This is a genomic window from uncultured Roseovarius sp., assembly GCF_913057115.1.
GTDB lineage: Bacteria > Pseudomonadota > Alphaproteobacteria > Rhodobacterales > Rhodobacteraceae > Roseovarius.
Genome location: NZ_CAJXNN010000002.1, coordinates 21,132 through 40,711, shown reverse-complemented (window position 1 = coordinate 40,711; position 19,580 = coordinate 21,132). Strand labels below are relative to the sequence as shown.

Genomic DNA, 19,580 nt, shown 5'->3' with positions numbered 1-19,580 from the left:
TATAGAGTGGCTCCGCGCCCTGCGAAAGGGACACTTTTGCTCGCCCCGGATTGCATGCGCGTCAATCCGCCAAAAAGGAGAAATGGTGCTGCTGGGGAGGATTGAACTCCCGACCTCACCCTTACCAAGGGTGCGCTCTACCACTGAGCTACAGCAGCAACTCGTGGCGCGCTCCTTAGACCCTTCTTTGGTTCTGCGCAAGGGTTATCTGGACGCTTTTTTATGGGTGCTGTAGGAAGGGGGTATGGAAAAAAAGACGTCCCAGAAAACGCCCGGTAAACGGGCCGATGCACGCGAAGAACGCCTCAAAGCAGCCTTGAAGGCCAACCTTTCAAGGCGTAAGGCGCAAACGCGTGCCCGCACGGCACCCGACAAGGCTGAGACGCCCGAGCAGAAGGACAAATAACCGATGGATTCGATTATCGTGAAGGGCAATGGCCCCTTGAACGGCCAGATCCCGATTGCGGGGGCGAAAAATGCATGTCTCACGTTGATGCCTGCCACGCTTCTCAGCGATGAACCGCTGACGCTGACCAATGCGCCGCGCCTGTCGGATATCAAGACCATGTCGGCCCTGCTGCAATCGCTTGGTTGCGAGGTGTCGCAGCTGCAAGGTGGGCAAGTTCTGGTGATGTCGAGCCATGACCTCAACAACCACGTGGCTGACTATGATATTGTACGCAAAATGCGCGCGTCCATCCTTGTGCTTGGGCCTATGCTGGCGCGCGACGGTCATGCGGTGGTCTCACTGCCCGGCGGTTGTGCCATCGGCGCGCGGCCTGTTGACCTGCACCTCAAGGTACTTGAGGCCATGGGCGCGGAACTGGAATTGAAAGAAGGCTATGTGCATGCCAAAGCTCCGGGCGGCCTCAAGGGGGGCACCTTCGAGTTTCCCGTCGTTTCCGTGGGGGCCACGGAAAACGCCCTGATGGCGGCAACGCTGGCCAAGGGGGCAACGGTTCTGAAGAATGCCGCGCGTGAGCCTGAGATCGTTGACCTTGCCGTTTGCCTGCGCCGTATGGGCGCGCAGATCGAGGGGGATGGCACTGACACGATCACCATCCAAGGGGTAGATCGTCTGGGCGGCGCGACGCACCCGGTTGTCACCGACCGGATCGAACTCGGCACCTACATGCTGGCCCCGGCGATCTGTGGCGGCGAGGTGGAGTGCCTTGGCGGGCGCATCGACCTTCTGGGGGCCTTCTGCGAAAAACTTGATGCGGCGGGTATCGAGGTGGCGGAAACGGATAAAGGCCTCAAGGTGGCCCGGCGCAACGGTCGCGTGAGCGCCGTGGATGTGACGACCGAGCCATTCCCCGGCTTCCCGACAGACCTGCAGGCGCAGATGATGGCCTTGATGTGCACCGCGCAAGGCACCAGCGTTCTGGAGGAAAAAATCTTTGAAAACAGGTTCATGCATGCGCCTGAACTGATGCGCATGGGGGCCGAGATCGACGTGCAGGGCGGCACCGCGACTGTCACTGGGGTCGAGCGCCTCAAGGGGGCGCCCGTCATGGCCACGGACCTGCGCGCCAGTGTTTCGCTGATCCTTGCGGGGTTGGCGGCCGAGGGCGAAACCATCGTCAACCGCGTCTATCACCTTGATCGCGGCTATGAGCGGGTCGAGGAAAAACTGGGCAATGTCGGCGCCCATATCGAAAGGGTTTCAGGCCAGTGAGCGAAGACGCCAAGTTCGAAGACGGGGCCGAGGCCCCGCTGAACCTCGGGGCCATGGACCCCGAGGATTTGCAGGTTATCTCGTCGCTTTCCCAAGACGCCGTTTTCCCGATCTCTGAGATGACCTGGCGCGCGGGCGAGCAGCGATTTGCCATTCTTATCAATCGCTTCCGTTGGGAAGACCAAGGCCGCACCCGCCACGCCCCTGAGCGCGTGCAATCGCTTCTGGTGATCGACAACGTTCTGCGCGTCGCCAGTCAGGGCATCGACCGCAATGACCGCGATACCGTTCTTTCGCTGCTGTCTGTCACCTTTGAGCCGGGCGAGGAAGGCAGCGGGCATTTGATCCTGACTTTGGCGGGCGATGGGGCGATCCGGCTTGAGATCGAGGCGCTTGAAGTCACGCTGAAGGATGTCACGCGCCCTTATCGTGCGCCCTCGGGGAGGGCACCCAATCATGACCTCTGATCACTCCTGTATCGACTCAAGGTAAAGCGCCAAGGATAGAATCCGGCCCCGTATCAGGGTTTCGGAACCATATGGTCCGGCATCTTCGACATCCGCCTCGAACCGTTTGCCCCAAACGGGCATTGGGTATCCGTGCCCCTTGATGCCGGGCCGCCCGTCGATAGTATGAATGACTCTCAACATGGGAAAAACACCGTCATTCTGGGCGCTTAGGTTGGTGAGTGACGGGACCGGAACGGTCATCAATTCGGCCAGCGGACCCGCCCCTTTTCCCATCTCACCATGGCAGGTGGCACAGCTGTTCATGTATTCTTCCTTGCCCAAATCTTGGGCTTGGGCGAACCCGGCCCCGAGTAGAACAAGAAGGGTGGTTGCGGTGATCTTTTTGAATGACATCATAGTGCCTCTCCGTGTGTATGAGGGAGTCGCGCGTTCCCAGAGCATCCTGGAAGAACTTTGCCGGGATTGTGTTGATGATCGTCAACGCGCCCTGCGCCTTGAGGCTGGCGGCGCATCGGTCTAAGGGGAACGCACCAACCAACGGAGGCTTTCAAATGCCGGTTTTTCTTGATGCGGATGCCGCAGATTTCGAAGTGCAGTTCACCGCTCTTCTGAGTGCCAAGCGCGAAGAGTCCCCTGATGTGGACGAGACCGTGGCCGCGATCATCAAGGATGTGCGTGAACGGGGGGACGCGGCGTTGATCGAGCTGACCGCCAAGTTTGACCGGCTGGACCTGACGCCCGAAACGCTGCGCTTTTCTGATAATGAAATCAATCAGTTGGTTGCTCAAGTTCCGGCGCATGAACGGGACGCACTGGAACTGGCCGCCGAACGTATCCGCGCCTATCACGAGCGGCAAATGCCCGCCGACGAAAGCTGGACCGACGAAAGCGGCGCCACCTTGGGTTGGCGCTGGACGCCGGTTTCGGCAGCGGGTTTGTATGTGCCGGGGGGCTTGGCGTCTTACCCGTCCTCGGTGCTGATGAACGCCATTCCGGCCAAGGTGGCAGGGGTGGAGCGGCTCGCCATCGTGGTGCCCACGCCGGACGGTCAGGCCAACCCGCTCGTCCTTCTGGCGGCCCAGATCGCAGGCGTTGACGAGATCTATCGTATCGGCGGGGCGCAGGCAGTGGCGGCCTTGGCCTATGGCACCCAAACTATTGATCCAGTTGATAAAATCACTGGGCCGGGCAATGCCTTTGTCGCCGCGGCCAAGCGCCGGGTGTTCGGCAAGGTGGGGATCGACATGATCGCGGGGCCGTCGGAAATCCTGGTCATTGCGGACCGGGACAACAACCCCGATTGGCTGGCGCTGGATATGCTGAGCCAAGCCGAGCACGATGAGAGCGCGCAGGCCATCCTGATCACCGATGACCCGGCCATGGCCAAAGCCGTGGAGGCGGCGATTGAACGCAACCTGATGAGCCTTGAACGCCGCGAGATTGCCGGGGCAAGCTGGCGCGACTTCGGTGCAATCATCACGGTGCAAGACATTGATAAAGCGGCGGAATTGTCCAATCGTATCGCGCCTGAACACCTTGAGCTTTGCGTGGCGGATGCCGAAGGTTTGGCCGAAAAAATCACTCACGCGGGGGCCATTTTCCTTGGCGCTTGGACGCCCGAGGCCATTGGCGATTACGTCGGTGGGCCGAACCACGTGCTGCCCACGGCGCGCTCGGCGCGGTTCTCATCGGGGCTGTCGGTCATGGATTTCGTGAAGCGTACAACGCTGGCCCGGATGACCCCGGAAGCCCTGCGCGCTATTGGCCCCGCTGCCGAAACTCTCGCCATTTCCGAGAGTCTGGAGGCGCATGGATTGAGTGTACGGGCGCGGTTGAATCAGCTTAACGAGGGGTAGGGCGGACGAATCGCCCCTAACCCATTGGTTAACAACAAAAACCCCGCTCGGTAACACGTCGGTATAACGTCGGTATTGCGTCGGTATCTTGATCTGTAACCCGGCAGATTAACGGAGCGTCCGCAGGGTTTTGTACGAAACGTACAGGAGTTTCGTACGTTTTCGGTCACAGCTGTGCGCGACGCATTCCTCTCTCGTTCAAGCTGCTTTTTCCTGCGCTATGAAACCACCTGGACGCGGCAGGTTTCGCCTTGGCAAGGGATCGTCCCGGTTACTTCAGACAAGCTGCGAGAGTGCCGCGCCATGCGGAGATTGAGGTCGATCTGGCAGCGGTGTGATATCTGGACAAATGAGCGGCTTTAGCTACGGTGATTGTATGTTGAGTGGGATGACAGCAAACGAGAACGCGGGCATTCTTCAACCGTTTCATGTCGGCTATGTGCTGATCCCGGAGTTCTCCATGCTTGCCTTGAGTTCGGCAATCGAGCCTCTGCGATCGGTCAACCGGCTATTGGGGGGCAACCACTATCGCTGGAGCATCGTGGGCACCGAGGAAGGCCCCGTACCAGCCAGTAACGGTTTGGAAATTCAAGCGGATTTTGATCTGGACAATGCGCCGAGTTGTGACCTTACGATCATTGTCGCAAGTCTTGAACTTGCGAAATACGACAACAAGAGGCTTCTGAGGCATATTCGCAAGCTACGGCGGCAGGACAAAATGATTGGTGCGATAAGCAACGGTGCCCTGCTTCTTGCCGCGGCGGGTGTTCTTGACAACCGCCGTGTCACAACCCACTGGGAACGGCTTGAGACACTGGCGGACTCGTTTCCCAACGTCATCGCCTGCACGGATCTTTTCTGCATCGATGGCAAGATATTCACTGCGGCTGGTGGAGCCAGTTCCATGGATATGATGCTTGAATTGATCGCGCGACGGGAAGGCCCATCCGTGGCCAAGGATGTGGCCGAGCAGTTCCTGCATGGCGAATTGCGGCCCGGTCATGTCAGCCAGCGCAGCGACATAGGCTGGCGCTATGGCCTGCATGACAAGCGGCTGGAGCGCGTGATCCGAGTGATGGACGAGAACCTGTCGTCGCCGGTCACAGTGGCCCATCTTGCAAAGTTGGCCGGACTGTCGCAACGCCAGCTTGAAAGAAAATTTCTTGCGGCGCTGAACGAAACGCCGTCGCGGTTCTATTTGAACCTTCGTCTGGCACGCGCCCGTGAGCGCTTGCTTGCAACGACCGAATCATTGGAAACGGTGGCGGAAACGACCGGCTTTTCAAGTCAGGCGCATTTCAGCAGGGCCTTCAAATCATGGAGCGGCGTCTCTCCGAAAGCTATTCGCAAGGGATATGATGGCCATTGTGTCGGATAAGTGCAAAAAAATGTCGACACAATGTAGCGCCCTTGCACAGTTCGAAACCTAAGCTGGAATTCGTTGCCCAAAATAGCCGGGAGGAGGTTTTTTGGAGACGCTTCAGTTTATTTTCGCCAACCTGGATGTGATTGGCGGACTCGCGATCGAGCATATCTCAATTGTCACGGTTGCGGTTGGTCTGGCCATCCTGACGGGGGTGCCCATCGGGATTGCCATTACGCAAAACCGCGCGGTGGCGGATGGCGTGCTCTACGTGGCATCCATTATCGTGACGGTGCCGTCCATCGCGCTGTTTGGTTTGATGATCCCCGTTCTCTCGCTGATTGGGCAGGGGATCGGTTGGTTGCCGGCGGTGATCGCGATCTTGCTGTATTCGCAACTGCCGATCATTCGAAACACCTATACCGCGATCACCAACGTCGAACCGGCGCTGCGCGAGTCGGCGCGGGGTATGGGCATGACGCCCCTGCAACGGTTGTGGCAGGTGGAAATCCCGCTGGCCATTCCGGTGATCATGGCGGGTGTGCGCACGGCCGTTGTGATGAACATCGGGGTTGCCGCGATTGCCGCCTACATTGGTGCTGGCGGGCTGGGGGTCTTGATTTCTCGCGGTATCAGCCAAACGGACCCGCGGCAGTTGATCGCCGGTGCGGTGGCCGTCTCGCTTCTTGCCATCGTGGCGGATTACGCCCTCCTCAAAATTCAGAAACGGCTGACCCCAGAGGGTTTGAGACGTTAAGCGCCGGAGTACTTCCTAATGATCAGACTCGAAAAACTCACCAAGATCTTTGACACGCCGAATGGCCAAATCGTGGCTGCGCGTGATGTCGATATGGAGGTGCCCGAGGGAGAAATCTGTGTGTTGCTGGGGCCTTCGGGGTGCGGCAAGACAACGGCACTCAAGATGATCAACCGGCTGATCGCGCCCACCTCGGGCAAGATCTTCATCAATGACGAGGACACCTCGACGCTGAACGACGTCGAATTGCGCCGCAATATTGGCTATGTCATCCAGCAGATCGGTCTGTTTCCCAACATGACGATCGAAGAGAATATCTGTGTCGTCCCCAAGCTATTGGGTTGGGACAACAAGAAAGCGAAAGCGCGGGCCTCGGAGTTGCTGGATCTGGTGGGGTTGGATCCTTCGCTTTTCTTGAAGCGGTATCCGAAGGAATTGTCGGGTGGGCAGCAGCAGCGGGTTGGCGTGATCCGGGCCTTGGCCGCCGATCCCCCGGTGATGTTGATGGACGAGCCCTTTGGCGCCATTGACCCGATCAACCGCGAGGTCATTCAGGACGAATTCCTCAAGATGCAGGCGGAAATCAAGAAAACCATCATGTTCGTCAGCCACGATATCGACGAGGCGGTGAAGATGGCGGACAAGATCGCGATTTTCAAAGAAGGGGTGATCGAACAGTATGACAGCCCCGACAATGTTCTTGCGCATCCCTCAAACGCCTTTGTGGCGGATTTTGTCGGTGCCGACCGGACGTTGAAACGTCTGCGGCTGGTCACGGTCGAAGAGATCACCGATCAGGATGCGCCCGCCGTGTCGCGCCATTCGAAGGCCAAGGACGCTTTGACCGCCCTCAACGACAGCGCTGCCACGGTCGCGGTGATGATCGACGGGGATCACCACCCGGTTGGATACGTGAGTGCAGAGATGCTCAAAGGAGCCAGCGGTCTGGTTCAGGACTTGGCCAGGCCGTTGCCCGCCGTGGTGCCGCATCATGCCGATTTGCGCGCCGTGGTCTCGGAGATGTTTGCGAACGACGTCATGTGGCTTGCCAGCGTTGATGATAGCGGGCGCTACACCGGCGTGGTTACCCAGCCCGCCGTGACGGCGGCCCTGGGCGAGACCTATCGCCGGGCGTCGGCGAAGGCCGAGCGGTAAGGGAGAGCGCAATGGCCAATTCATCCGCATCCGCGCCAAGTCTTCGCATCTTGCCATGGCTGATGCTGGCCATCGGTATCCTGATCGGGTTCTCGGGGCTGATCGACCAGATGATCACTTATTGGGAGGATATCGTTTATCTGACCAAGCAGCATGTCGTGCTTGTTCTCGCCTCTGGTCTGGCGGCGATAGCTGTTGGTGTTCCGGTTGGTATCTGGCTGTCGCGTCCGTCGATGGCGGGCGTGGCCGAAACCGTGATGCAGGTCTTCAACATCGGGACGACCATTCCGACGCTGGCGGTGATCGCGCTGTCGATGACCCTTTTGGGCATCGGCTTCACGCCGGCCTTCTTCGGCCTTTTCGTGGCCTCGCTTCTGCCGATTGTGCGCAATACCTATGCCGGTCTGCTGGCGGTTCCCGGGCATTTGAAGGAAGCGGCGCACGGGATGGGCATGCGCCCGATGCAAATCCTGTTCAGGGTGGAGCTGCCCAATGCCCTGTTCGTGATCTTTTCGGGTATCCGCACGGCCTTGGCCATCAATGTCGGCACCACGCCCTTGGCGTTTCTGATCGGCGGCGGCGGTTTGGGCGAGCTTATCTTTACCGGCATCGACCTGATGGACACCGGCATGTTGCTGGCGGGGGCAATCCCGACGGCGGCGCTGGCCGTGTTGGTCGATTTCCTGATCGGGCAGGCGCAGCTTTGGCTGATCCCGAAAGGTGTTAACCCCCTGCGCTGAACCAGCGCTTCTTTACTCACGTATGAAAGGAACGATGTTATGTATCTACGCTTTGCCAAAATGTTCGCTGCGGGTGCGGCGATGCTGGCTTCGGTGGCGCATGCTGACGAGATTACCATCGGCGGCAAGAACTTTACCGAACAGCAATTGCTGTCTTCGATGACCGAGCAACTGCTTTCGAGCAACGGTTTCGACGTGGACAACCGCGCCGGGATGGGTTCGGCCGCGTTGCGTCAGGCCATGGAGAATGGCCAGATCGACGTATACTGGGAATACACCGGCACCTCGCTGATCACCTACAACAAGGTGACCGAGAAGCTGAACGCCGAAGAAACCTATAACCGGGTGAAGGAACTTGATGCCGAGAAAGGCATTGTCTGGCTGAATGCATCGGACGCCAACAACACCTATGCGCTGGCCATGCAATCGGGCGAGGCCGAGGAGCTTGGGATCAGCACGCTTTCAGACCTCGCCGAACGTATCAATACCGAGAACGACCTGACCTTGGCATCGAACGCGGAATGGTACGCGCGCCCCGACGGCCTGAAGCCGCTGCAAAAAGAGTATGGTTTCGAGCTGAGCCGTAGTCAGGTCAAGCGAATGGATTCCGGCCTGGTCTACGAGGCGCTGAAGAACGGTGACGTCAATGTGGGCTTGGTGTTTGCCACCGACGGGCGCATCCCGGCCTTCGATTTCGTCACGCTTGAAGACGACAAAGGCTACTTCCCGGCTTATGCCTTGGCGCCGGTTGTGCGTGACGAGGTGCTTGAGGCCAATCCGAAGATCGGTGAGCTGTTGAACGAGCTGTCGGCAAAGCTGGACGATTCAACCATGGCCCGCCTCAACGCACGCGTTGATGTCGAGCGGGTGTCGATCGAACAGGTGGCCGAAGATTTCCTTGCCGAAGTCGGCATGATCTAAACACCCTCGGCCGGAGCGGGCTGCCTGCTCCGGCCAAATTTGTCACAAGGCGACAAGGCCACAAAGCAAATGCTTAGAACCGGAGTTGCGCAATTCGCCAGCGAAATCGGCGACTTCGACGCAAATATCGAAATCCATCTGGATTGGATTTCAAAGGCGCACGCGGAGAATACAGACCTATTGGTGATGCCGGAGTTGTCACTGACCGGGCATCACGGCTGCGAAGACCTTTTGGACACTGCCGTTGATCGCAGGGATAAACGCCTGCGCAGGCTGGCCGAGGCCGCCGGAGACATGGCGGTGGTTGTCGGCTTCATCGAGGAAGGCCCGGCGGCACAGTTCTACAACAGCAGCGCGATCCTTCAAAACGGCCGGGTGCAGTACCTGCACCGGAAGATAAACATCCCTAGCTACGGCAAGTTAGAGGAAGGCAAACATTACGCCACGGGCCGGTTTGTCGACACCTGCCATTTGCGTGATCAGTGGACCGCGGGCCTATTGATCTGCGCCGACCTCTGGAACCCGGCGCTGACACATCTGACCTTTTTGCATGGCGCGACCCTGTTGATTTGCCCGGTGAGTTCCGGGGTCGAGGCCGTGGGCGCGGATTTTGACAACCCCGGTGGCTGGGGGCTGACCATGCGGTTCTATTCCATGATGTACGGCGCGCCGTCGATCATGGCCAACCGTTGTGGACCGGAACGCGACCTGACCTTCTGGGGCGGGTCGCGTATCGTCGATGCCTTCGGCAAGGAACTGGCCACAGCGGGTACCGGCGAAGAATTGATTGTCGCTGACTTGAACTACGATCAGGTCCGACGGGCGCGGCATTTGCTGCCGACCGTGCGCGACAGCAACATGGGCCTTGTTCACCGCGAGACCACACGACTTCTCGAAACACTTGGCGTGCCCGATCTGGTTCGGGACGACACGCCTTAAGGAGAGCCCTATGCAAGACTTTTTCATGTCGAACGAGGACCGCGTGTTCCGTTCGGAAATTCGCGATTTTCTGCAGCGCGAACTGGCCCCTCATGCCGAGGCCATCGAACGCGATGAGGATTGGGAAGCGGTGAAGCGGGTGGTGCGCGCGCTTGGGCAGGCCGGGTACATGCGGCTGATGTTTCCCGACCTCTATCAAGGGTCCTTGCCAAAGCCGGGTTTGACCCATGCCACGATGCTGTCGGAAGAAGCGGCGTATTTGAACTATGCTTTCGAGACGACCATCGCGACGGCGCTGTCCTGTGCTTTCCCCTTGCACGCCTATGCGCAGCCGGAGGTGCGCGAGCGGTTCTTGACGCCCATTCTGGATGGTACGGCGATTGGGTCCATCTGCATGACCGAGCCCAATGTCGGATCAGACAGTGCGGGGATGGAGACACGGGTGCGCTTTGACAGCACCACCCGCGAATGGGTGATCGACGGGTTCAAGCGCTATATCTCGAACGCGACGAAATCGGATGTCTATATCGTCTGGGGCATCACCGACCCCGATGTGGCCCCGCAGAAGGGCATGACGGCGATTGCCGTGCCCGCCGGCACGCCCGGCATCAGCTTTCCGCGCACCTATGATTTCATGGGGCGGCGTGGGTGCGCGGTGGGCGAGGTGACCTTCGACAATGTGCGCGTTCCCGAAGACCATTTGCTGGGCGAGGAAAACAAGGGGTTCCGCATCATGCTGGGTGCCTTCAATTTCGAGCGGGTGATCCTTGGCGGGTCGGGTCTCGGGGTGGCGCGGTCGGCCTTTGATATCGCCAAGGCCCATGCGCAGGAGCGCGATTCCTTCGGTCAGAAACTGGGCCAGAAGCAGTTGATCTGGGACATGATCGCGCAGATGAGCTGGCGGATTGATGCGGCGGAATTGCTGACCTATCGCGCGGCCAAGATGTATGACGCGGGGCACGACGGCAAGGAGCTGATGCGCGAGGCCGCGCAGGCCAAGCTGGTCTCGACGGAGACCGCTGTTTTCTGCTCGGACCGGACGGTTCAGGTGCTCGGCGGGGATGGCGTGACGCGGCAGTTTGGCCGGGCGGAACAGATTTACCGCGATGCTCGTGCCCTGCCGATCGTCGGCGGGTCTTCTGAAATGGCGAAATACCTGATCGCGGCGCGCGAAATGCCCGCGATTAAACCCAACCTCTGACTGGATGCTGTCCAATGCATATCGCCCGAGTCCTCGAAGCCTCTTACGAGAGGTACCCCACGCATACCGCGCTGATCTTTGGTGAGCGCCGCTGGACCTATGCGGAGTGGTATGCCCGCGTGCGCCGGTTCGCCCAGGCGCTTTCAGATATGGGCGTGCGTCCGGGAGACCGGGTGGCATTTTACGTCTCGACCTCGGAAAACTCGGTCACGACCTATTTTGCCTGCCAGATTCTCGGGGCGGTGGCGGTTCCGCTCAATTATCGCCTGAGCCCGGGCGAGGCGGCTTATATCATCAGCGACAGCGGCGCGCGGGTGCTTGTCTATGGGCGGCACCTGACCGAGAACACCCTCAAGATCGAAGAGCAGGTGAGATCGGTTCATGATTTCATCAGTTGTTCCTACGATCCCGCCGCGGTGCCCAGCCATCATAGCCAGTTCGAACAACTGGCCGAAGACACCGAGGACCGTGATATTCTGCGGCCCGCGCCGGCGGGGTCGGATGTATCGGCGTTGGTTTACACTTCGGGCACAACGGGGCGCCCCAAGGGTGTGATCCATACCCATGCCAACGATATCGCCATCGCGATGAACTGCGTCATGGAATACGGGCTGAACCATCGCGACAATGCCCTGCACATCGCCCCGCTTTATCATGTGGGGGGGATGCAGGCCTATTTCCTGCCACACATGATGGTCGGGGGCACCAATGTCGTGCTTGGCCGCTACAACGCGTTGGAAACGCTTGAGACCATCGCCTCGGAAAAGATCACCACATTGTTCGCCGTACCGACCCAGATTCAGGAAATGCTGTTGCACCCAGAGTTCTCAGGGATCGATACATCCAGCCTGCGATTGATCACCACCGGCGGGGCGGCGATCAATTCGGCGACGATGCAAAAGGTGATCGAGGAGTTCTGCCCGAAGATTTTCAATGGCTATGGCATGACAGAGGCGTCCTTGGCGCTGATCCTGCACCCCGAGGACGCGCTGAGCAAACTTGGATCCTGCGGCAAGCCGACCCTGATTTCGGAATGTCGCGTTATTGATCGCAAGCCCGATGCCACGCCGCGGGACCTTTTGGCCCCCGGTGAGATCGGTCAGTTGATCGTGCGCGGACCGCAGGCGATGAGCGGCTATTGGAACAATCCGCTGGAGACGTCGAAGAAGTTGCGGGCTGGCTGGGTCTATTCGGGTGATTTGTTCTCGCAGGACGAGGAGGGCTTCTATTACTTCCACGGTCGCGGCGACGACATGATCGTGTCGGGCGGCGAGAACATCTATCCGCGCGAGGTGGAAGAGCTTCTGTACACCCACCCCGGTATTCAAGAGGCCGCCGTGCTTGGCCTGCCTGACGAAAAATGGGGACAGGTGGTTGCCGCCTATGTGGTTGTCACCGACGCAGGTTTGACGGCGGAGGATCTGGACGCCTTTTGCAAGCAAAGCGACGATCTTGCGCCATACAAGCGGCCCAAGCGCTATGTGTTCATGGACGAGTTGCCGACCAATCCAAGCGGCAAGGTTCTCAAACGAGAGTTGCTGGCCGCGCATGAAATGACCCGAGGCGGCTAGGCGACAGCGCCCGACCCGGAGAGTTGCATCGACATATTGAGCGACGCCCTTGGGGGCCGACCCATGGCCCCGGGACGCGCAGAAACGGAAAGAGCCAATGACTGAAAAACTGCTTTATGACCAAGACGGTCATGTCGTCACCCTCACCTTCAACATGCCCGAGACCCGCAATGCCTTGACCGACCGTGATCTGTGTTCGGCCATCGTGGCGGCGATGCACCGGATCAACGCCGACCAATCGGTTCGCTGTGCCATCGTGACCGGCGCGGGCAAGGCGTTTTCGTCGGGTGGGAACCTGAAGCACATGCGCGACAAGGAGTCGATTTTCGGCGGCGATGCGGTGGATGCCAAGGACGGTTACCGGGCTGGGATTCAGCAGGTCGCCAAGGCGATGTGGGAATGCGAGGTGCCACTGATTGCGGCGGTCAATGGCCCGTCCTATGGCGCAGGCTGCGATACCACCTGTCTATGCGATATCCGCATCGCCTCGACACAGGCAACATTTGCCGAGAATTTCGTGCGTGTGGGCCTGATTTCCGGGGATGGCGGCGCGTGGTTGCTGCCGCGTCAGGTGGGCCTGTCGCGGGCGGCGGAGATGACCTTTACCGCCGATCCGGTGGATGCGGCGACGGCCTTGGAATGGGGGCTGGTCTCAAAGGTGGTTGAGCCGGAGGAGCTATTGCCCGAGGCCCGCAAGCTGGCCGCACGCATCGCCAAGAATCCGCCGCGCCAACTGCGCATGGCCAAGCGGCTGCTGCGGGAAGGCCTGAACACCCGGCTGGATACGGTATTGGAACTGGCGGCGGCCTATCAGGGGGCGTGCCATCAGACGGAAGATCACATGGAAGCGGTCAATTCGCTTTTGGAAAAGCGTGATGCCGATTTCACCGGACGATAGGCCATGACCCGAAGCGGCAGACCTCGCGCAGGATCGCATGGTGCAACCGGTTTTGTGCATGACCTGCGGTTCACCGATATTCCGGCCGAGGCACGGCAATATGCGCGTCGTTGGTTGCTGGACCTGATTGGTGTGGCGGCGGGCGGGTCTGGCACGGACCTTTCGGGAATCATCCGGGGCCATGCCCACAAGCATTTTGGCGCGGGCGAGGGCCGGGCGCGGATGTTATTCGATGGACGCGCCGTCAGTCCGGCGGGCGCTGCCCTTGCCGGGGGGATGACCATTGATGCGCTTGATGGCCATGACGGTCATAAGTTGACCAAGGGGCATGCGGGTTGCGGCGTGTTGCCTGCCGCTCTGGCTTTGTTCGAAGCCGAAGGGTTGGACGACGGCGAGGCCTTTCTGACGGCGCTTGTTCTGGGGTACGAGATTGGCACACGCGCGGGTATCGCCCTGCATCGCACGGCCTGTGATTACCATACCTCGGGGGCTTGGGTGGCGGTAGCCTGTGCGGCGCTGGGCGCACGGGCGCTTGGCTTGTCGAAGGCGCAAACCCGCGAGGCCATCGGGATAGCCGAGTATCACGGGCCACGCAGTCAGATGATGCGTTGCATCGACCATCCCACGATGCTCAAGGATGGGTCGGGCTGGGGCGCGATGGCGGGGGTGTCAGCGGCCTATCTGGCGGCGGATGGCTTTACCGGTGCGCCGGCGGTCACGGTGGAGGCAGACGAGGTTGCGGATATCTGGGCCGACCTTGGGCAGCGCTGGTTCATCCTTGAACAATATTTCAAACCCTTTCCGGTGTGCCGCTGGGCGCAACCTGCGGTGCGCGCCGCGCTTGACCTGCGCAAGCGGCATGGACTGTCGTCGCGGGATGTCGACCGGATCGAGGTGACCACCTTTCACGAATCTCTGCGTCTGGCGACGCGCGCGCCACAGAGCACCGAGGCCGCGCAATATTCCACTTCGTTCCCGGTGGCCGTGGCCATCGCACGTGGCAAGGTGGACCCCGAGGATATCAGCGGCGCGGCCCTGCACGATGAGGAGGTCCTGCGTCTGTCGCGGGATATGCGGATTTCGGAAAGCGACGCCTTCAACAGCGCCTTCCCGGCGCGGCGGATTTCGCAGGTGACACTGCATTTGCATGCGGGCGGGCAGGTGACATCGGAGCCGACCGAGGCGGGTGGTGATCCCGAGAATCCGGCCCCCGACGCGGAGGTGCGCGCGAAGTTCCACGCCTATGCAACGCCGGTGCTTGGCGCCGAGCGGGCCGGGCGGATCGAGGCCTCTGTCGATGATCTTGGCGCGGCACCGCTGTCACGGCTGACTGACCTGATCCTGAGCGATGTGAAAGGGGTAAACCCATGACCGCACTGATGGACGACGGTGTTGCGGGGGGCATCGCGACGCTGACGCTGAGCCGGCCCGAGGCTCACAGCGGGATCAACGCTGAGAGGACCGAGGCGTTGCGTGCTGCGCTGCGCAGTCCCGGTTGGACAACGGGCTTTGAGCCTTGACCGATCTATCTTGGGCAAAAGTACAGGATTCGGATGACGCGAGTGAAGGGCCGAAGGCCTTTGTCGAGAAACAAAAACCAAATTTGACGGGTGCGTGACCGCCCCGCCCTAGCAAATCGAAAGAGGATGAGAACCATGGCTACACGAGCACGACGCCGACGATCTGCTTCCCCGCGCGACCGGGAGGCGGGCGCGCATCTTCTGCCGCAACTGCGATGGCAACAGCCACGCAACCCCTATGCGCCGATGCGGGTGTTGTCGGACGATCAGGTCGAGGCGATCCATCATGCCTCATTGCGGGTGCTGGAAGAGCTGGGCATCGAACTGATGAGCGCCGAGGCGCGCGATCTGTTTCGCAATGCCGGGGCGGAGGTTGACGATACAACCGGGGTGGTGCGGCTTGCGCCCGAGTTGGTGGAGTCGCTGATTTCAACGGCACCGCGCGAATTTACACTGACGTCGCGCAATGCGGAAAAGCGCCTGACCCTCGGAGGCGACCACATGGCGTTTGGCTTGGTCGCGGGGCCGCCTTCGGTGCATGACAACATCAATGGGCGCCGTTCCGGCAACATGCAGGATTTCGAGAACTTCACGCGGTTGGCGCATCACTTCAACGCGATCCATATCATCGGCAATCAGGTCTGCGCGCCGATGGAGCTTCCGGCGAACAACCGACATCTGGATACCTATAACGCCAACCTGACGCTATCCGACCTGTGTTTCCACTGTACCGCCATCGGCAAAGGCCGGGCAGTGGACGGCATCAACATGATGGCGATTTCCAAGGGAATGACGCTTGATCAAATGGCTGACGACCCCGGCGTGACCACGATCATCTCGGTCAACTCTCCGCGCCGGTTTGACGGCGATATGGCCGATGGGCTGATTGCCATGTCATCGCACGGGCAGGCCGTGGCGGTGACGCCCTTCACCCTGATGGGGGCCATGACGCCGGTGACGTTGGCCGCCGGGCTGACGCAACAGAACGCCGAGGCCCTGTTCGGTATTGCCCTTACGCAGTTGGCCCGCAAGGGCGCGCCGGTGCTTTATGGATCCTATACCTCGAATGTCGATATGCGCTCGGGGGCTCCCGCCTTCGGGACGCCGGAAAACACCAAGGCCAATATCGCCAGCGGGCAGCTTGCCCGGCGCTATGGCCTGCCCTATCGCGCCTCGCCGACCAATGCGTCCAACGCGGCCGATGCGCAGGCGGCCTATGAAACGGAAATGGCGCTATGGGGCTGCATGTTGGGCCATGCCAACATGTATTATCATTCCGCGGGTTGGCTTGAGGGCGGGCTTTGCGCGTCGTTCGAGAAGCTGGTCCTTGATGTCGAGATGCTGCAGCACAAGATGGCCTTTCTGGAGCCGATCAAGGTCGATGAGGCCGAGCTGGCCTTCGAGGCAATGCGCGAGGTTCCGACAGGCGGCCACTTCTTTGGCTCGTCCCATACGATGGAGCGCTACGAAACGGCGTTTTATCAACCGCTTGTGTCGAACTGGACCAACCACGAAAACTGGGAAATGGCCGGCGCCAAGGATGCCACGACACGTGCCACCGAGATATGGCAGCAAGCCCTGAAAGAGTATCAGCAACCGCCGATGGACCCCGCCATCCGTGAAGAGCTTGACGCATATATTGCCAAGCGAAAGGAGGACATCGGGGATAATGAACCCTGATCGACCAAGCCAGGACTCAGGAGGGCATCGCGCTTTGTCAGGGCAAGTCGGGCTGACAAAAAAACCCCCGCCCCTTGTGCGGGCGGGGGGAAACGGCTGAACGCGGGACGAAGCGAGCGAATCGCTTCTAACTCATTGGTTAACAAGGAAAACCGCTGTCTGTATCGCGTCGGCATTTGTGCGGTATCGCGTCGGTATTTTTCACGGCACCCCCCGAAATTAACAGGGCGCGCGGTGAGAAACGTACAAAACGTACGCGAGTTTCGTACGGTTTCATTCCGCGAACAGCCCGGCCTTGCGGAGATATTCACGAGGCTGTCTTGCCCCTCACCCTCCGGCTGTCCGGGCAAGGACTTTGCTGAAGTCGCGCCGCGCCAGATCTTCGGGATCAATCCAGAACTCCGCCATGCCGCAATCACAAAATTCGAAGTCGAGGCCACTGTCGCTGTCGAGGCTCAAAAGGCGAATGCCCGGGCCGGCGGTTGAATTGGTTTTGAATTGCGGGTGGCCCAGCATCATGTGCTGCGATTGATCTGGATTCGGGCGCAGGTCGGACTCGAAAAAGTCGAAAAGGGCCTGTGGCAGAATTGCGCGCATCTGTGGGTCTGTCACAGCTTGTTGCGCAACCGATTTGAGCGCCCCACGCAGCGCACCTTCAAGTGCGGGGAGTTCGGCGTTTCGCACCGTGGTCAGCCAAGCGGCAAACTGCCGCGACGCGTTGTCGGAGGGTTTTTCATAGTCGTCCCAAGCGTTCAGCGCAGCCGAAATTTTCTGCAACCGCGACACGCCATCGGACATTTCGCCAAGGTCAGTCGTTATCTTGTCGATGCATTTTTGCAGGTGTTCGGCCTCTGCTTCGGTTTCGGTTTGCAGGTCGTCTTGCCAGCGTTGCTTGATCCAGCGATCCAATGTGATTTTCTGCACAAGGCTGTTTTCCAGCCGTGTTGCGAAGCGCGACATAACCGCGCCGCAAAAGGGAAATCCGGCCTTGATCAGATCGGGCGCGACGACGTGCTCATAGAGTTTTCCGCCCTTTTCGTTGCGGAGCGGTTCGCCGGTTTCCGGATCCGTGCGCACGATCCTTTGGAAGACGGCGTTTCGTGTGGTTTCGACAGGCTCGGGGAAATGCGGCTTTAGCGCGTCCATCTGGGCCATGCCCGCGATCTGGAGGCCAGCGGGGGGCAGGTCATTGTCTTGGAAGCTGAGGGTTTCATGGATCGTGACAGGCCAGCGCGGATAGCCGCGTATGCCTGCACGGGCGGAACTGCCGCTCAGCTGTCCGGGTGTGTAGCTCAGGTCGGGCAGATCGCGTGGTGGCTTGGCGGGCTGCTCGGGCACGATCTGCGGCGGGACATAAAGCACTTGACCGCTGCCGGTTTCGTCATCCCAGAGCATTTCCTCGTCGATGAAGGCGAAGAACAACAGAAGGCCATTGTTTGGCAGGGCTTCACCGCCTGCTATCCGGGGCAGGTCGGCGCAGTCGATTTGGGCCAGAAAGTGCAACGGTTGCCCGGTTTCGGGACGTTTGGGCCATTCCATGCTGGTCGGCAGCAGGGGGCAGCCGCCCAACCATGAGCGGCCCTCTACATCCTCCCCAATGGGCCAGGCGCGTTTGAGCAGGAGTGCCGGCACAGCCGAGTCAGTGACCATGTCCCGTAGATCGTCCTCAGAGGCGGGTGTGGCCGGCTGGGTGGTCTGCGGTGCGGGCTTTGGCTGATCGTTTGTCGGTGTGGCGTCCCAAAACCGGGGGTCGGGCACGGGCGCGTCATCCAGCCGATCCTTGAGCTGTCGCAGGGTCTTGATCTGACTTGGGTCGGTCCATGCGATGCGCCCGATGTTCGCGGTGCCAAAGGCCAGCTCCGAGAAAAGCACGATCCGTCTTTGCACCCGGAGTGGCAGACCTTCAATCGGGTCAAGTGGATTGTCCGGGTTCTGGCTCAATCCGTGGCCCCGGCGCGTTGTCTGGATCAGGTCGCAGAGCGCCAAGAGGCGCGCGTTCTTCTGGGCCTGACCGGAAAGAAGAGTTTGATAGAAGGCCACGCCAATTCGCCGCCGCTGTTTGGACGTGCCGGCCAGTGGTGACAAGAGGGCGCGCAGGCGGGCCTTTATTCGCCCCGGCCATCCGCGGTGCCGGGTTTCGCGAACAGCCTTGCGCAATGCGTCGATCAGGGCGGTGCGCGGTGCACCCGTCAAACCAGCGGCCTCGGCCAGCGCTTTGCCCAAGGTATCCGCCGTTAAACGGCGTTGCAGAATCGGTGGATAGGCGCGGTTGATCCTCTGGGTTTCCTGCATCATGGCCGCGATCTGTTTGGCCTGTTCGGGAAGGCCCGCTTGGGGGGCAAGGTTGTAGGCCGTGATCACCGCCTTGGCTGCCGTGTCGCGGCGCCGTTCGAACATCGGCGCGCGCTGATGGCTGAGTGTCCAGCGGAGCCGCAGGAGGCTACGTTGCTGTTTGCGGCCTAGTGTCTGCGCGATTGACTGACGGAGCAGCAGGACGATGAGCAACGGGATTGCCAGAAAAAGGAAGGGCAGTAGGGCTGCCACCGCCGTCATCATGTGTTCCCGAAATAGAATGAAAGCCAGAATGCCAGCCGCGATTTGATAATACCTGTCTAAAATCATTACGCATGCACCAATATTGTGTTCGCTTAGTTTGTTTTCTCATAGGTTGTATTTCAAACTGGCCATTCGATGATTGGATTATGGCGTTTTCAGGGAGTATGTCGCCGATGGCGCAATACCCGCTCTTCTCCCCCGCGCCCGCCAAGCCACAGCGCCGCAAAATCCCCTTGCCCTGTCGCGGCCCTGCATTGCCCAATGGCCAGCCCTGC

At 60.2% G+C, this 19,580-nt stretch carries 17 protein-coding genes and 1 tRNA gene; 15 read left to right on the top strand and 3 right to left on the bottom strand.

Annotated elements, in window-relative coordinates:
• Positions 1–83 precede the first annotated feature (83 nt).
• Positions 84–158 (bottom strand) — tRNA-Thr (locus QZ498_RS01330).
• Positions 159–409: 251 nt separating this feature from the next.
• Between QZ498_RS01330 and murA the strand changes: the two genes are divergently transcribed.
• Positions 410–1,678 carry a UDP-N-acetylglucosamine 1-carboxyvinyltransferase gene (murA, locus tag QZ498_RS01325; RefSeq protein ID WP_294619462.1) on the top strand — a complete coding sequence of 423 codons (1,269 nt, stop codon included), beginning with the start codon at positions 410–412 and terminating at the stop codon, positions 1,676–1,678.
• Positions 1,675–2,145 carry a DUF2948 family protein gene (locus QZ498_RS01320; RefSeq protein ID WP_294619460.1) on the top strand — a complete coding sequence of 157 codons (471 nt, stop codon included), beginning with the start codon at positions 1,675–1,677 and terminating at the stop codon, positions 2,143–2,145. Before murA ends, QZ498_RS01320 begins: the two co-directional genes overlap by 4 nt.
• Here QZ498_RS01320 and QZ498_RS01315 read toward each other — a convergent pair whose 3' ends face one another.
• Positions 2,146–2,544: a c-type cytochrome gene (locus QZ498_RS01315; RefSeq protein WP_294619458.1), complete on the bottom strand. Its 399-nt coding sequence runs from the start codon at positions 2,542–2,544 to the stop codon at positions 2,146–2,148.
• Positions 2,545–2,699: 155 nt separating this feature from the next.
• On the opposite strand from QZ498_RS01315, the gene hisD reads away from it, so the two are divergent.
• The 13 genes from hisD (at position 2,700) to QZ498_RS01250 (ending at position 16,749) form a co-directional block, all read left to right on the top strand.
• On the top strand, positions 2,700–4,004 hold the full coding sequence (gene hisD / locus QZ498_RS01310) for a histidinol dehydrogenase (RefSeq protein WP_294619455.1): 1,305 nt from the start codon (positions 2,700–2,702) through the stop codon (positions 4,002–4,004).
• Between the two features lie 388 nt (positions 4,005–4,392).
• Positions 4,393–5,382, top strand: coding sequence for a GlxA family transcriptional regulator (locus QZ498_RS01305; protein ID WP_294619453.1), 990 nt, complete (start codon positions 4,393–4,395; stop codon positions 5,380–5,382).
• 91 nt (positions 5,383–5,473) lie between these two features.
• Positions 5,474–6,124 (top strand): ABC transporter permease, encoded by a 651-nt coding sequence (locus QZ498_RS01300; protein ID WP_294619451.1) that lies wholly within the window; start codon positions 5,474–5,476, stop codon positions 6,122–6,124.
• Between the two features lie 18 nt (positions 6,125–6,142).
• On the top strand, positions 6,143–7,279 hold the full coding sequence (locus tag QZ498_RS01295) for an ABC transporter ATP-binding protein (protein ID WP_294619449.1): 1,137 nt from the start codon (positions 6,143–6,145) through the stop codon (positions 7,277–7,279).
• 11 nt (positions 7,280–7,290) lie between these two features.
• Positions 7,291–8,019, top strand: a complete 729-nt coding sequence (locus tag QZ498_RS01290; RefSeq protein WP_294619447.1) for an ABC transporter permease — start codon at positions 7,291–7,293, stop codon at positions 8,017–8,019.
• A 39-nt stretch (positions 8,020–8,058) separates the two neighbouring features.
• Positions 8,059–8,940, top strand: a complete 882-nt coding sequence (locus tag QZ498_RS01285) for a glycine betaine ABC transporter substrate-binding protein (protein WP_294619445.1) — start codon at positions 8,059–8,061, stop codon at positions 8,938–8,940.
• A gap of 69 nt (positions 8,941–9,009) precedes the next feature.
• On the top strand, positions 9,010–9,879 hold the full coding sequence (locus tag QZ498_RS01280; RefSeq protein WP_294619443.1) for a nitrilase-related carbon-nitrogen hydrolase: 870 nt from the start codon (positions 9,010–9,012) through the stop codon (positions 9,877–9,879).
• A 10-nt stretch (positions 9,880–9,889) separates the two neighbouring features.
• Positions 9,890–11,080, top strand: coding sequence for an acyl-CoA dehydrogenase (locus tag QZ498_RS01275; protein WP_294619441.1), 1,191 nt, complete (start codon positions 9,890–9,892; stop codon positions 11,078–11,080).
• A 14-nt stretch (positions 11,081–11,094) separates the two neighbouring features.
• Positions 11,095–12,651: a class I adenylate-forming enzyme family protein gene (locus tag QZ498_RS01270; RefSeq protein WP_294619439.1), complete on the top strand. Its 1,557-nt coding sequence runs from the start codon at positions 11,095–11,097 to the stop codon at positions 12,649–12,651.
• A gap of 97 nt (positions 12,652–12,748) precedes the next feature.
• Positions 12,749–13,549: a crotonase/enoyl-CoA hydratase family protein gene (locus QZ498_RS01265; RefSeq protein ID WP_294619437.1), complete on the top strand. Its 801-nt coding sequence runs from the start codon at positions 12,749–12,751 to the stop codon at positions 13,547–13,549.
• Between the two features lie 3 nt (positions 13,550–13,552).
• Positions 13,553–14,920, top strand: a complete 1,368-nt coding sequence (locus QZ498_RS01260; protein WP_294619435.1) for an MmgE/PrpD family protein — start codon at positions 13,553–13,555, stop codon at positions 14,918–14,920.
• Entirely contained in the window at positions 14,917–15,069 is a 153-nt protein-coding gene (locus QZ498_RS01255) for a hypothetical protein (protein ID WP_294619432.1), read from the top strand. Before QZ498_RS01260 ends, QZ498_RS01255 begins: the two co-directional genes overlap by 4 nt.
• A 135-nt stretch (positions 15,070–15,204) precedes the next feature.
• The gene (locus QZ498_RS01250) at positions 15,205–16,749 is read left to right on the top strand and encodes a trimethylamine methyltransferase family protein (RefSeq protein WP_294619430.1); all 1,545 of its coding nucleotides are present in this window, start codon (positions 15,205–15,207) and stop codon (positions 16,747–16,749) included.
• Positions 16,750–17,076: 327 nt separating this feature from the next.
• Here the strand turns inward: QZ498_RS01250 and QZ498_RS01245 are convergent, their stop codons facing one another.
• Complete coding sequence (locus QZ498_RS01245) at positions 17,077–19,371, bottom strand: DUF1963 domain-containing protein (protein ID WP_294619428.1); 2,295 nt, start codon at positions 19,369–19,371, stop codon at positions 17,077–17,079.
• Positions 19,372–19,580: the final 209 nt, after the last annotated feature.

Coding starts and splice junctions, on each gene's coding strand:
- murA (WP_294619462.1), top strand. CDS start 410: ATGGATTCGATTATCGTGAAGGGCAATGGCCCCTTGAACGGCCAGATC.
- QZ498_RS01315 (WP_294619458.1), bottom strand. CDS start 2,544: ATGATGTCATTCAAAAAGATCACCGCAACCACCCTTCTTGTTCTACTC.
- QZ498_RS01285 (WP_294619445.1), top strand. CDS start 8,059: ATGTATCTACGCTTTGCCAAAATGTTCGCTGCGGGTGCGGCGATGCTG.
- QZ498_RS01270 (WP_294619439.1), top strand. CDS start 11,095: ATGCATATCGCCCGAGTCCTCGAAGCCTCTTACGAGAGGTACCCCACG.
- QZ498_RS01255 (WP_294619432.1), top strand. CDS start 14,917: ATGACCGCACTGATGGACGACGGTGTTGCGGGGGGCATCGCGACGCTG.
- QZ498_RS01290 (WP_294619447.1), top strand. CDS start 7,291: ATGGCCAATTCATCCGCATCCGCGCCAAGTCTTCGCATCTTGCCATGG.
- QZ498_RS01250 (WP_294619430.1), top strand. CDS start 15,205: ATGGCTACACGAGCACGACGCCGACGATCTGCTTCCCCGCGCGACCGG.
- hisD (WP_294619455.1), top strand. CDS start 2,700: ATGCCGGTTTTTCTTGATGCGGATGCCGCAGATTTCGAAGTGCAGTTC.
- QZ498_RS01295 (WP_294619449.1), top strand. CDS start 6,143: ATGATCAGACTCGAAAAACTCACCAAGATCTTTGACACGCCGAATGGC.
- QZ498_RS01275 (WP_294619441.1), top strand. CDS start 9,890: ATGCAAGACTTTTTCATGTCGAACGAGGACCGCGTGTTCCGTTCGGAA.
- QZ498_RS01280 (WP_294619443.1), top strand. CDS start 9,010: ATGCTTAGAACCGGAGTTGCGCAATTCGCCAGCGAAATCGGCGACTTC.
- QZ498_RS01245 (WP_294619428.1), bottom strand. CDS start 19,371: ATGATTTTAGACAGGTATTATCAAATCGCGGCTGGCATTCTGGCTTTC.
- QZ498_RS01265 (WP_294619437.1), top strand. CDS start 12,749: ATGACTGAAAAACTGCTTTATGACCAAGACGGTCATGTCGTCACCCTC.
- QZ498_RS01260 (WP_294619435.1), top strand. CDS start 13,553: ATGACCCGAAGCGGCAGACCTCGCGCAGGATCGCATGGTGCAACCGGT.
- QZ498_RS01305 (WP_294619453.1), top strand. CDS start 4,393: ATGACAGCAAACGAGAACGCGGGCATTCTTCAACCGTTTCATGTCGGC.